We start from the raw sequence: 12,393 nt of genomic DNA, 5'->3' as shown, positions 1-12,393 counted from the left end.
TCGGCCGTCAGCCCACGTGCGCACCCGGGGCGCCTTCAACGCCGGCCGGACTGCCGGCCACCTCGGCGCGGGCGGCGACGAACGCCTGGACGCAGGCCTCGATGTCCTCCGCGGTGTGCGCTGCCGAGAGCTGCACGCGGATCCGGGCGGCTCCCTTCGGGACCACCGGGTAGCTGAAGGCCGTCACGAAGACGCCCTGCGCGAGCATGGCGTCGGCCGTGCGGGCCGCGAGGACGGCGTCGCCGAACATGACCGGGACGATGGCGTGCTCCCCCGCGAGCAGGTCGAAGCCCTCCTCCGTCATGCGGCGGCGGAACAGCGCGGCATTGGTGGTCAGGGTGGACCGCAGGTCGGTGCTGTTCTGCACGAGGTCGAGGGCCGTGAGGGTCGCGGCGACGATCGACGGCGCGAGCGAGTTCGAGAACAGGTAGGGGCGGGCGCGCTGGCGCAGGAGGGCGACGATCTCGGCGCGTGCGGCCACGTAGCCGCCGGACGCCCCGCCGAGCGCCTTGCCGAAGGTGCCCGTGAAGATGTCCACCCGGTCGGCGACCCCGGCGTGCTCGGGCGTGCCGGCGCCGGTGGCGCCCATGAACCCGACGGCGTGCGAGTCGTCGACCATGACCATCGCGTCGTAGCGCTCGGCGAGGTCGCAGATCGCCTCGAGCGGTGCCAGGTAGCCGTCCATGGAGAAGACGCCGTCGGTGACGACCAGGCGGCGCCGTGCCCCCGAGGCCTCCTGCAGCTTCGCCTCGAGGTCCGCCATGTCGCGGTTGGCGTAGCGGAAGCGCTGCGCCTTGGACAGGCGGATGCCGTCGATGATGGACGCGTGGTTCAGGGCGTCGGAGATGACGGCGTCCTCCGCTCCGAGGAGCGATTCGAACACGCCGCCGTTCGCGTCGAAGCAGGAGGAGAACAGGATGGTGTCCTCGGTGCCGAGGAACCGCGCGACGCGGCGTTCGAGCTCCAGGTGGAGGTCCTGGGTGCCGCAGATGAACCGGACGGACGCCATGCCGAAGCCGCGCTCGTCCAGGGCCGTCTTGGCGGCGGCGATGATGTCCGGGTGGTCGGCGAGGCCGAGGTAGTTGTTGGCGCAGAAGTTCAGGACCCTTGCGTCACCGGCCCCCAGCGCGCCGGCCGTGATGTGGCTGGACTGCGGTGAGGAGATGCGGCGCTCGTGCTTGAACAGGCCTGCCTCGCGGATCTCGTCGAGTTCCGTGGCGAGCTGGTCGCGGACTGCTGAATACATGGTGTTCCAAGCCTCTCTAGAGGGTGGTCCAGTCGAGGACCACTTTGCCGCTCGCGCCGCTGCGCGCCGTTGCGAATCCCTGCTGCCAGTCCCGGGCGGGCAGGCAGTCGGTGACCACGGACGAGACGGCCTCGCGCAGGGTCCCGTTGGACTGCAGCATGGCGCTCATCGCGTACCAGGTCTCGAACATCTCCCGGCCGTAGATGCCCTTGAGGGTGAGCATGTGGGTGACCACCTTGCCCCAGTCGATGGAGATCGGGCCGGCCGGCAGCCCGAGCATGGCGATGCGCCCGCCATGGTTCATATTGTCGATCATCTCGGGCAGCGCGGTGGCATGACCGGACATCTCCATCCCCACGTCGAAGCCCTCCTTCATGCCGAGCTCGCGCTGCGCGTCGGCGACACGCATCCGGCTGACGTCGATGGCGAGGTCCGCCCCGACGCCGCACGCGAGGGCGAGCCGCGGCGCGGAGACGTCCGTGATGGCGATCTTGCGGGCTCCGGCGTGGCGGGCGACGGCGACGGCCATCAGGCCGATGGGGCCGGCTCCGGTGATCAGCACGTCCTCCCCGACGAGGGGGAAGCTGAGCGCGGTGTGGACGGCGTTGCCGAAGGGATCGAAGACCGCGCCGAGCTCGGGCGTGATGGTCGCGTCGTGCACCCAGACGTTCGTCTCGGGCACGACGACGAACTCGGCGAACGCGCCGTCGCGCTGGACGCCGACGCTCGAGGTGCGGATGCACATCTGGCGGCGGCCGGCGCGGCAGTTGCGGCAGATCCCGCAGACGATGTGGCCCTCGCCGGAGACGCGGTCGCCGATGCGGACGTCCCGGATGCCGTCGCCGAGGGCGACGACCTCGCCGTAGAACTCGTGGCCGGGGATCAGCGGGGCGGTGATCATGCCCTGCGCCCAGGGGTCCCAGCTCTCGATGTGGAGGTCCGTGCCGCAGATGCCGGTGGTGATGACCCGGATCTTGACCTCGCCCCACCCTGCGTCGGGTTCGGGCCGGTCCACGAGCTCGAAGCCGGCGTGCGCCCCGGATTTGTACAGCGCCTTCACTGAACGGTCCCTTCCATCCCGCGCCCGTCCCGACGGGTCGCGTCGGGATGGTGCGGTACGAGTGCCTGGGCGGAATGTGCCCGGAGCAACAGTATCAGCGCGGTCCGTCCTCGAGCACGGCGGCCAGCGTCCCGACGCCGAGGCGGTAGAACGCCGGGGAGTCGTCGGAGGATGCCGCCATGGCGCTCCCCATGCTCAGGGCCCAGCCCCGGGCCCGCGCCCAGGTCGCGGCGTCGATCGGGCGCAGCGCCTCGAGTGCTGCGCGGAACGCGGACCGACCGTCGGCGTCGAAGTGCAGCCACGCCGCGGCGAGGTCCGTCGCGGGGTCCCCGGAGCACAGGTCGCCGAAATCGACGACGCCGGCGAGCCCGCCGTCGGGCGCGAGGACCACGTTGGCCGGATGCAGGTCGCCGTGCAGCCAGAGCGGCTCCCCCGACCATCCCGGTGCCGCACGGGCGGACTCCCAGGCGCTCAGCAGGGCGTCCGCGGGGAGGCCGGGGATCTCCGGGAGCGACGCCAGCCGCGGACGTACGACGTCGTCGCGCGCCGCGACCGTCGTGACCCATCCGCCGTTCCGCTGGCAGACCGGGTACGCCGAGGCGTTCCCCGAGGGCATCGCGCGCATCGCGACCGAGTACGGCGTCGACATCGCCGTCGAGAACATGTACCCGTGGAAGGTCCGGGGCCGCGAGGCGAAGGCCTACCTGCCGCACTGGAACCCGATCCCCGAGCCGTACGAGCGCATCACCTGGGACTTCTCGCACGCCGCGATCGCCGGCATGGACTCCTACGAGGAGATCAGGACGCTCGGCAGCAGGCTCGCCCACGTACACCTGACGGTCGGNACGCCGCGAGGAACCGCGCGAGCGGCACGGCGGCGGCGGAGCGCCCGGCCCGCGGGACCGTGATGCCGCCGGCCCCGTCGATCCAGCGGGAGACGGACCAGTGCCAGGGGTAGCCGGCACCGGGCCGGCCGAGCCGCACGGGCGCCGACGTCCGGACGGCCAGGGGCTGGGTGAGACCCGGCAGCCACCGCTGCTCCGCGACCATCAGCGCGTCGGCGACGGCGCGCCGCGGCAGGCGCACCACGAGATCCTCCCCCAGCCTGAACAGCGTGTTGTCCCAGCCGTGACCGGCGGGACGCAGCGGGAGGTGCGCCAGGTCCGGGTGCTGGTCGGCGAGCAGCGACATGACGAGGGAGGGCACGATGTCGTGCTCCGCCCTCGGCAGACCCGCCATCGTGCCCTCCCCGTGGATGCTGCCGGCGCTAGCCCTCGACGCCGAGGCGCTGCAGGATCAGCTCGCGCACGCGGCCGGCGTCGGCCTGCCCGCGGGTGGCCTTCATGACCCCGCCCACGATCGCGCCGACGGCCTGGACCTTGCCGCCGCGGATCTTGTCCGCGACGTCGGGCTGGGCCGCGAGGGCGCCGTCGATCGCCTCGAGCAGCGGGCCGTCGTCGGACACGACGGCGAGGCCGCGCTTCTCGACGACCTCCGCGGGCGTGCCTTCGCCGGCGAGGACGCCGTCGAGCACGTCGCGGGAGAGCTTGTCGTTGATCTTGCCGGACTCGATGAGCGCGTTGAGCTCGACGATCAGCTCGGGCGTGACGCCGAGCTCGGCGGGCTCGACGTCGGCCAGCTTGGCGCGGCGGGAGATCTCGCCCATCCACCACTTGCGGGCGACGGCGGCACTGACACCGGCGGCGATCGTGTCCTCGATCGAGGACATGACCCCGGCGTTGACGACGTCGCGGAACTCGGCGTCGGAGTAGCCCCAGTCGGCCTGCAGGCGCTTGCGGCGCTCGGCGGGCGGTTCGGGGAGTTCGGCGCGCAGCTTCTCGATCCAGGCGTCGTTGGTGACGACCGGCACGAGGTCCGGCTCCGGGAAGTAGCGGTAGTCGTCGGCGTCGGACTTGGGGCGCCCCGACGTCGTGGAGCGCGTGTCCTCGTGCCAGTGGCGCGTCTCCTGCTGGATCGGCGTACCCGAGTCCAGGACGGCGGCGTGCCGCTGGATCTCGTACCGCACGGCGTGCTCGACGGCGCGCAGCGAGTTCACGTTCTTGGTCTCGGTGCGGGTGCCGAACTTCTCCTGGCCCTTCGGCTTGAGGGAGACGTTCGCGTCGCAGCGCACGTTGCCGCGCTCCATGCGGGCGTCCGAGACGCCGAGGTTCTTGACGATCTCGCGGATCGCGGCCACGTAGGCCTTCGCGAGCTCGGGGGCCCGCGAGCCGGCGCCGACGATCGGCTTCGTGACGATCTCGATCAGGGGCACGCCCGCCCGGTTGTAGTCCACGAGGGAGAACTCGGCGCCCTGGATGCGGCCCGTCGCGCCGCCCATGTGGGTGAGCTTGCCGGCGTCCTCCTCCATGTGTGCGCGCTCGATCTCCACGGTGAACACCGTGCCGTCGGCGAGTTCGATGTCGATGCTGCCGTCGTAGGCGATGGGGTCCTCGAACTGGGACGTCTGGAAGTTCTTCGGGGTGTCCGGGTAGAAGTAGTTCTTCCGCGCGAAGTAGCACTTCTCGGCGATCCTGCAGTTCAGCGCGAGGCCGATCTTGATCGCGGACTCGACGGCGACGCCGTTGACGACGGGCAGGACGCCGGGCAGGCCGAGGTCCACCGGGGTCACGTTGGTGTTGGGCACGTCCCCGAACGCGTTGGGCGCGGAGGAGAACATCTTGGTCCGGGTGTTGAGCTCCACATGGACCTCGAACCCGAGCACCGGATCGTACTTCTCCATGGCCTCGTCGAAGGACAGGACCTCATCTGTTCCAGCAGTCATTACTTACCACCTGTGATCTCGGGGGCCTGGGCCAGCAGCGGCCCGCCCCACGTCTCTTCGAGCAGCGATTCGAGGACGGCGCCCACGCGGTAGAGGCGTGCGTCCTGGCGGGCGGGGGCGAGGAGCTGGATGCCGACGGGCAGCCCGTCCTCGTCCGCGAGGCCCCCGGGAAGGGACAGTCCGGGGACGCCGGCCATGTTCGCCGGGATGGTCGCGACATCGTTCAGGTACATGGCCAGCGGGTCGTCGAGCTTCTCGCCCAGCTTGAACGCCGTGGTCGGCGCGGTCGGCGAGATCAGGACGTCGGCCTGCCCGAACGCGGCGGTGAAATCGCGCTGGATGAGCGTGCGCACCTTCTGCGCCGAACCGTAGTAGGCGTCGTAGTAGCCGGCGCTCAGTGCGTAGGTGCCGAGGATGATGCGGCGCTTCACCTCGTCGCCGAAGCCGGCCGCGCGGGTGGCTCCCATGACGCGCTCGATCGTGGGCGTGCCCTCGGGCACCACGCGCAGGCCGAAGCGCACGCCGTCGTACTTGGCCAGGTTGCTGGAGGCCTCGGACGGCATGATCAGGTAGTAGGCGGCGAGCGCGTACCGGAAGTTGGGGCAGGAGACCTCGACGATCTCGGCGCCCGCCGAGCGCAGCAGCTCGAGCGACTCGTGGAACCGCGTGAGGACGCCGGCCTGGTAGCCCTCGCCCTGGAGCTCCTTGATGACGCCGATGCGCATGCCCTCGACCTGGCCCAGGCGGGCGGCCTCGACGAGCGCACCGACCGGGTCGGTGAGCGACGTCGAATCGTGCGGGTCGTGGCCGCCGATGACCTCGTGCAGCAGGGCGCTGTCGAGGACCGTACGGGACACGGGGCCGATCTGGTCGAGCGAGGAGGCCATGGCGATCGCCCCGTAGCGGGAGACGCCGCCGTAGGTGGGCTTCACGCCGACCGTGCCGGTGACGGCGCCGGGCTGGCGGATGGAGCCGCCGGTGTCGGTGCCGAGTGCCAAAGGTGCCTCGAACGCGGCGACGGCGGCCGCTGACCCGCCGCCGGACCCGCCGGGGATGCGGTCGAGGTCCCAGGGGTTGCGGGTGGGCCCGAACGCGGAGTGCTCGGTGGAGGAGCCCATGGCGAACTCGTCGAGGTTCGTCTTGCCGAGGATCGGCATCCGCGCGGCGCGGAGCTTGCGGACCACGGTGGCGTCGTAGGGGCTCTGCCAGCCCTCGAGGATCTTCGACCCGGCCGTGGTGGGCTGACCTCGCGTGACGATCAGGTCCTTCACGGCGATGGGGACGCCCGCGAGCGGGTGCAGCGTGTCGCCGTCGGTCCGGGCCTTGTCCACCCCGGCGGCGACGAGCAGCGCCTCGTCGGTGTTGACGTGCAGGAACGCGTTGATCGCGCCGTCCACGGCGTCGATGCGGTCGAGGTAGGCCTGCGTCGCCTCGACGGCGGAGACCTCCTTCGCGGCGAGCTTCTGCGAGAGGGCGTCGGCGGAGAGGTGGATCAGGTCTGTCATGGGTTACTCCCCGTCCAGGATTGCCGGGACCTTGAAGCGGCCGTCGGCGTTGTCGGGCGCGCCGAGGAGGGCTTCCTCGTTGCTGAGGGTGTCCCCCACGACGTCGTCGCGGAACACGTTGCTCAGCGGGATCGGGTGGCTCGTCGCGGGGATGTCGTCGCCGGCGACCTCGCTCACGCTCTTGATGGATTCGACGATCACCGCGAGTTCCCCGGCCATGCGGTCGAGCTCGTCGTCGGTCATGTCGATGTGGGCGAGCCGCGCAAGGTGCGCGACGTCGTCCCGGTTGATCTCAGCCATGGATCTCCCCTGGAAGTCGGAGGTGGGTATCTGCCCCCAGTCTAGTGCTGGCGCGGTCGGCGCCCGGCATCAGCGGAGGCGGCACGCGGCGCCGGCGACGCGTGCGCCTACAGGGGCAGGCGGAAGACCCAGAGCAGGATGTCCTCGTTCGGGACCTCCCAGTCGCGGCCGGGCACGCGGACGAAGCCCATCGATTCGTAGAGCCGGTGCGCCCGGACCATGTCGGAACCGCTCGTCAGGCTCACGGCCTCGATGCCGGGGAGGGTGCGGGCGTGCTCGATGATGCGCTCCACCATGGCCCGGCCGATGCCCCCGCGCTGCACGGCCGGGTCCACCGCGAGCATCCGGAACTCCAGCTCCCCCTCGACGGCGATGTCGGTGTACCGCTGGCCGGCGAACGTGAGGGCGACCGACCCGACGATGACGCCGTCGCGCTCCGCCACCCAGACCTCGGCGTGCTCGGCGCGGTGCTCGATGTCGGCCAGCACGGCCATGTAGGGGTGGGCCTCGTCGGTGAAGTACCCGGCCTCGAGGTAGGCGCCGCGCGTGATGCGGCGGACGTCGTCGTAGTCCTCGGGCCGGACGGGCCGGACGGTGATGCGGGCGTCGGAGGGTGGGGTGGTCACCGGCCCATTTTGCCACGCGACGACGCCGCCGGGACGCCGTCGTCCCGGCGGCCGCCGGTGCTGCCGGTGCGGGAGGTCAGCCCCGCGTGATCGGGAGTTTCCGGGGTCCCTCGCGCCTCGCGTCGTCCGGGAGCGGCGTCCTGACGTTCAGCACACCGTCGGCGTAGCTCGCCCGGATGTCCTCGTCCCTCACCCCGTCGGGGAGCACGATGTCGCGCCGGAAGGATCCGTACCGGAATTCGGACCGGTAGCGGTCCTTCTCCTTGTGCTCCTCCTTCTCCTCGCGGTGGGCGCTGATCCGCAGGAAGCCGTTCTCGATGCTGACCTCGATGTCCTTCTCGGGATCGAGCCCCGGCATCTCCGCACGGACCACCATGTCCTTGCCGTCGACGAACTCCTCGACCCGGATGGAGGACGGCCCGGACGACGACGACTCGAAGAGCCGCTCCATCGAATCGAGCAGGTCCATGGGCGACCTGGTGCCGCCGTTGAAGGGGAAGTTCCGCCGACTGGACCCGAAGGGCGGCCATCGCCGTGCATCAGTCATGACAAACTCCAGACTCTCGGTGGGATCGGCCCGATCAGGGCCAGGTTCCTCCGAGTAGACACCGACACTGCCGGCACGGACAGGGACGAAAGACCCTGACGCTGCTCAGTGTTTGGCCGTGTAGGGCGTCGGTGCGGGGAGGCCTGCCTCCTCCCGGACCCGCCGGGCGAACCGCTCGATCGACGTGAGTGCGGACACGACGTCCGCGGGCCGGACCTCGAACGGCATCGCGTGGATGGTCTCGCCCGCCACGGTCGCCGTGGTCGCGATGAGTTCGAGCTCCGTGGTGTCCTCCGGGGTCAGCCCGATCTCCGTGAGGGTGGTGGGAAGCCCCACCCGCGTCGTGAACTCGATGAAGTCCCGGATGTCCTGCGTCGGGGCGCCCTCGAGGACGAGCTGGGTGAGGGAGCCGATGTTCACCTTCTGGCCGTGGGCCAGCCCGTGGGTCTGCGGCGCCGCGGTGAGCCCGTTGTGGATGGCGTGGGCCGCCGCCAGGCCCCCCGACTCGAAGCCGAGGCCCGAGAGCAGCGTGTTGGCCTCGATGACCTTCTCCACGGCCGGGGTCACGAGGTGGTCGCGGACCGCGTCGAGGGCCGGCAGCGCGTTGTCCCAGAGGACGTCCCAGCTCAGCCGCGCGAGGGCCGTGCCGGTGAGGGTGGGAAGCCCTCCCGCCATGGTCTGCGAGCTCGACGCCGCCGTCGCCCGCGCCTCGAGCCACGTCGCCAGGGCGTCGCCCACGCCGGCAGCGAGGAAGGCGGCCGGCGCGTTGGCGACGATCAGGGAGTCGACGAGCACGAGGTCCGGGTTACGTGGGAAGAAGCGGTATTCCTCGAAGGTGCCGTCCTCGGTGTATACCACGGCCAGGGCGGACGTCGGGGCGTCGGTCGACGCAACGGTCGGGACGGTGACCCAGCGGATGCCGGCCAGGAATCCGGAGGCCTTGACGGCGTCGATGGTGCTCCCCCCGCCCACCGCGACGGCGACGTCGGCCTTCGTCCGCTTGATCACCTCGACGAGGCGGTCGATCTCGCGGGCGGACGGCACGCCCCCGAAGGCCTCCCGCGTGACCGGGAGCCCGGCCGCCTCGAGGGACGCGGTGACGTCGTGTCCCACGAACCCCCAGACGACGTCGTCGGCGACGACGAGCGGTGTGCTCCCGATCGGTGCGAGGTACTCGCCGAGCCGGGAGATGGCCCCCGGACCCTGGGCGTACCGGCCGGGACTGATGACGGAGCGGATGGGGCTGGGCATGGGGACCTCCTGGGGGTCTCGTGGGTGGGCTGGTTGGTGACCGGTGGTGTGTCAGGGGACGAGGACGGCCCTGCCTCTCACCCGGCCTGCGTCGAGGTCGTCGATGGCCCGCTGGAAGTCGTCCAGCGCGTACTTCTGGGTGTGGAGTTTGACGGCGCCACGCGCGGCGAGCGCCATGAGGTCCTGCAGGTCGTTGTAGGAGCCGACGAGATTCCCGATGATGTTGATCTCTGTGGAGATGACGTCGATCGTGGGGACGTCGATGTTCTCCCCGTACCCCACCACGTAGTAGTCCCCCGCCCGCCGCAGCATGGCGAGGCCCTGGGTGGTCGCGCCGCCCTCGCCGACGAAGTCGATGACCGCCTCGGCGCCGTTCCCGCCGGTGAGGGCCAGCACCTGCTCCACCTGGCTGCCGTCGGCCAGTACGCCCTCGTGCGCCCCGATACCCAGCGCGAGCTCGAGGGCCTCAGCGTTGCGGTCCACGACCACGATGCGGGCCGGGGTGAGCGCCCTCAGGACCTGGATGCCGATGTGCCCGAGCCCGCCGGCCCCGATGACGACGCACGTGTCCCGCGGGGTGAGCCGCTTCGCGGCCTTGGCAGCCGCGTGGTAGGCGGTGAGCCCTGCGTCAGCGAGCGCAGCGACATCCGACGGCTCCAGGGAATCGTCGATCCGGACCACGGAGCGGGCGGAGGTGAGGAGGTACTCGGCGTACCCACCGTGGGTGTCGAGGCCCGGGAACCGGCTGACCTCGCAGTGCACGTCGTCCCCGGACCGGCACGCGCGGCACAGCCCGCAGGTGATGAGGGGGTGCAGGATCACCTTGTCGCCCACGCCGACGTTCGTCACGGCGCTCCCGACGGCGTGCACCCAGCCGGCGTTCTCGTGCCCGATCGTGTAGGGCAGGGGGACCTGGGACTTCGCCGACCACTGGCCCTCGAGGATGTGCAGGTCGGTGCGGCAGACCCCCGCGCCGCCGATCCTGACCACGACGTCGAACGGGCCGGTGATGCCGGGCATGGGCACCTCGGCCATCTTCAGGGCTTCGTGGTAGCCGACGACCTGCACTGCTCGCATGCTGCTCATGGGTGGGACTCCTTGACGGTGAGGGGAAGTAGCGGGTGGTGGTCGGCGGGTTCGGCGCCTTCCGGCCGGAAGGCCTGGTCGGCGCCGGAGCCCTCGTAGCGGGTCCGGAGGAGCCCGCGGCAGAAGTGCGCGTTCCCGTCGATCGAGATGCGGGTGGACCGGGCGCGACGCAGGGCGAGCGGGACCGCCTCGGCGGGGTAGGGAAGGCCGTCGTCATCGACCAGCACGGGCGCCTCGGGGTCTGCTGACAGTCCGAGCGCCGTCCGTCGGCGCAGCAGCGCGTCCGTCTCGCGGCCCGGGAGGAGGTCCCGGAGGCGCACGCCGCCGACGTCCTCCACGCGGAGTGCGGGGTCCGCGCGGAGGAGGCCGGTGAGGCAGCGCTCCATCGCGGCCGTGTGGGCCTTCCTGCGGAAGATCCGCCGCAGGTCCTCGAGACTGTCCTCCGCCTCGTGGAGGAACGTGCCGCGGTACCCCGCGTCCGCGGCGAGGCCGGTGTTGATCAGGTCCGAGTCGTGATGGTCGTCCAGTTCGACCACGACGGCGGCCACTCCGGGGATCGCCGCGACCGCATCTTTGCTGTCGGACGCCATGAGGTAGGCGAAGTTCGGCGAGCAGAAGGACGTGGGCAGGCGCAGGTGCACCCGGACCGTCGGGTCCGGGCCCCCGTCCACCCGGATGGAGCGGACGAATCCGAGCTCGGTGATCGGCTCGTCGAGCTCCGGGTCGAAGACGGTGGCCAGGCTCCGGCGGACGGCGTCCTCGGTGACCGTGTGCACGCTTCCCGCGAGTTCTGCGTGCGCAGCGGTCATTGTGCGCTCGCCAGATCGGCCCGTTCCGGCTGCCGGGGCCCTGTCGCCGTCTCCCCGGCGTCGGGGAGCTGGAGCTCCGCCGGCACCGGGATGTCGTACATCTTCGCCGCGTTGAGGCCGAGGATCTTCTTCTTCTGCTCGATGGTGAGCGGCGCGTACTCGGTCATGTCCTCAGGGATCTGGAAGTCCACGAACTGCTCGACGAGCCATCGCGGTGTCCACAGCGCGTAGTCGCTGGAGAACTGGATGCGGTCCTCCCCGATCCAGTAGATGAGCTCGCCGATGATCTGCGCGAAGTACCGCGGTCGGGTGTGCATGAACGGCATCGCCACCGCCAGGCCGCCGTGGACGTTGGGCTCCTGCGTGGCGATCCAGCAGAAGTCCTCCAGCCGGGGCAGGCCCACGTGTTCCACGATGAAGTTGAGGTCGGTGAAGTCGGTAGCGGCGTGGTCGACGTCGGACACATCGAACGCGTCCCGGTCGAGGGGCCGGATGGTAGGGCCCTTGTGGACGTGGATGTTCTTGATCCCGAGGGCGCGGCATTCCTCGAAGTACCGGGAGGCCCACGGGTCGGACAGCTTGTAGCCGCGCGAGTCGCCGTGCCACTCCGCCGTGTACAGCTTCACGCCCTTGAACCCCATCCTCTCGTGGTCGGCACGCAGCTGGTCCAGGCCCGCCTCCCCGTTCCGGGGGTCGAAGCAGTGGTTGTACGTGAGCTTGTCCGGGTGCGCCGAGGCGAGGCCGTAGGCCTCCTCGGTCTGCCCGAACCCCCGGTGGTAGAACTCGCCGAGGTATGCGGGCTGGAAGATCGCGTGGTCCACGTACCCGTCGGTGAACAGGTCCTTCATCAGGCGTTCGCCACCCTGGTAGAGATAGTCCTCGTAGCTCCACGTCTCCGATTCCGGGGAGAGGTTGCGGTGGTAGTCGTAGAAGCAATCGATGAACTGCTTGCCGTGGATGCTGCGCTGGTTCTCGGGACGGGCGTCCCAAAGAGCTATGTGCGCGTCGACAATGAAATAGTTCTCGCCGTCTTTGCTGTACATCTTCGGTCTCCTCCTGGCGGCTGCCGTAGCCGCGACAGGACCGACGTTAGGTGCGAAAATGGCTCCTATCACGCGGGGTGTGTCTCATTTTGAGACGATCCTCCTCCCCTGGGGTGGGACGCGGGTCAGCAGCCTCGA

General features: G+C 70.6%; 13 protein-coding genes and 1 pseudogene. 1 reads left to right on the top strand and 13 read right to left on the bottom strand.

From position 1 onward, the window contains the following. Positions 1-7 precede the first annotated feature (7 nt). From RY94_RS15555 to RY94_RS18510, 3 genes are all read right to left on the bottom strand, one after another. Positions 8-1,246 (bottom strand): glycine C-acetyltransferase, encoded by a 1,239-nt coding sequence (locus tag RY94_RS15555; RefSeq protein ID WP_052274486.1) that lies wholly within the window; start codon positions 1,244-1,246, stop codon positions 8-10. Between the two features lie 16 nt (positions 1,247-1,262). Beyond that, positions 1,263-2,306 (bottom strand): L-threonine 3-dehydrogenase, encoded by a 1,044-nt coding sequence (tdh, locus tag RY94_RS15550; RefSeq protein ID WP_043447299.1) that lies wholly within the window; start codon positions 2,304-2,306, stop codon positions 1,263-1,265. A 94-nt stretch (positions 2,307-2,400) separates the two neighbouring features. Then, a complete protein-coding gene (locus tag RY94_RS18510; RefSeq protein WP_231554583.1) occupies positions 2,401-2,922 on the bottom strand; it encodes a phosphotransferase in 522 nt (173 codons plus the stop codon). Between RY94_RS18510 and RY94_RS18505 the strand changes: the two are divergent. Beyond that, positions 2,858-3,145, top strand: a pseudogene (locus tag RY94_RS18505) (sugar phosphate isomerase/epimerase family protein); the annotation flags it as partial. The gene RY94_RS18510 and the pseudogene RY94_RS18505 overlap by 65 nt on opposite strands. Here RY94_RS18505 and RY94_RS18640 read toward each other — a convergent pair. The 10 genes from RY94_RS18640 to RY94_RS15495 form a co-directional block, all read right to left on the bottom strand. Next, the gene (locus RY94_RS18640; RefSeq protein ID WP_331376448.1) at positions 3,105-3,497 is read right to left on the bottom strand and encodes a phosphotransferase; all 393 of its coding nucleotides are present in this window, start codon (positions 3,495-3,497) and stop codon (positions 3,105-3,107) included. The pseudogene RY94_RS18505 and the gene RY94_RS18640 overlap by 41 nt on opposite strands. Positions 3,498-3,573: 76 nt before the next feature. Then, entirely contained in the window at positions 3,574-5,088 is a 1,515-nt protein-coding gene (gene gatB, locus RY94_RS15535; protein WP_043447297.1) for an Asp-tRNA(Asn)/Glu-tRNA(Gln) amidotransferase subunit GatB, read from the bottom strand. Continuing rightward, on the bottom strand, positions 5,088-6,593 hold the full coding sequence (gene gatA / locus RY94_RS15530) for an Asp-tRNA(Asn)/Glu-tRNA(Gln) amidotransferase subunit GatA (RefSeq protein WP_043447295.1): 1,506 nt from the start codon (positions 6,591-6,593) through the stop codon (positions 5,088-5,090). Before gatA ends, gatB begins: the two co-directional genes overlap by 1 nt. Before the next feature lie 3 nt (positions 6,594-6,596). After that, on the bottom strand, positions 6,597-6,893 hold the full coding sequence (gatC, locus tag RY94_RS15525; protein WP_043447292.1) for an Asp-tRNA(Asn)/Glu-tRNA(Gln) amidotransferase subunit GatC: 297 nt from the start codon (positions 6,891-6,893) through the stop codon (positions 6,597-6,599). Between the two features lie 107 nt (positions 6,894-7,000). Beyond that, on the bottom strand, positions 7,001-7,519 hold the full coding sequence (locus tag RY94_RS15520) for a GNAT family N-acetyltransferase (protein WP_052274483.1): 519 nt from the start codon (positions 7,517-7,519) through the stop codon (positions 7,001-7,003). Between the two features lie 76 nt (positions 7,520-7,595). Then, entirely contained in the window at positions 7,596-8,066 is a 471-nt protein-coding gene (locus RY94_RS15515) for an Hsp20/alpha crystallin family protein (protein ID WP_043447289.1), read from the bottom strand. 105 nt (positions 8,067-8,171) lie between these two features. Then, entirely contained in the window at positions 8,172-9,317 is a 1,146-nt protein-coding gene (locus tag RY94_RS15510; protein WP_043447287.1) for a glycerol dehydrogenase, read from the bottom strand. A 51-nt stretch (positions 9,318-9,368) separates the two neighbouring features. Beyond that, positions 9,369-10,403 carry an NAD(P)-dependent alcohol dehydrogenase gene (locus tag RY94_RS15505; RefSeq protein ID WP_197060698.1) on the bottom strand — a complete coding sequence of 345 codons (1,035 nt, stop codon included), beginning with the start codon at positions 10,401-10,403 and terminating at the stop codon, positions 9,369-9,371. Then, positions 10,400-11,212, bottom strand: coding sequence for a metal-sulfur cluster assembly factor (locus RY94_RS15500; protein WP_052274482.1), 813 nt, complete (start codon positions 11,210-11,212; stop codon positions 10,400-10,402). Before RY94_RS15500 ends, RY94_RS15505 begins: the two co-directional genes overlap by 4 nt. Continuing rightward, positions 11,209-12,255 (bottom strand): amidohydrolase family protein, encoded by a 1,047-nt coding sequence (locus RY94_RS15495; RefSeq protein ID WP_043447285.1) that lies wholly within the window; start codon positions 12,253-12,255, stop codon positions 11,209-11,211. Before RY94_RS15495 ends, RY94_RS15500 begins: the two co-directional genes overlap by 4 nt. Positions 12,256-12,393: the final 138 nt, after the last annotated feature.

The sequence above is a fragment of the Arthrobacter sp. L77 genome (assembly GCF_000816565.1).
In the GTDB taxonomy this organism is placed as follows: domain Bacteria; phylum Actinomycetota; class Actinomycetes; order Actinomycetales; family Micrococcaceae; genus Arthrobacter_D; species Arthrobacter_D antioxidans.
Note: the sequence above shows the minus strand (reverse complement) of the source record. Positions and strands in the feature narration are given on the sequence as shown.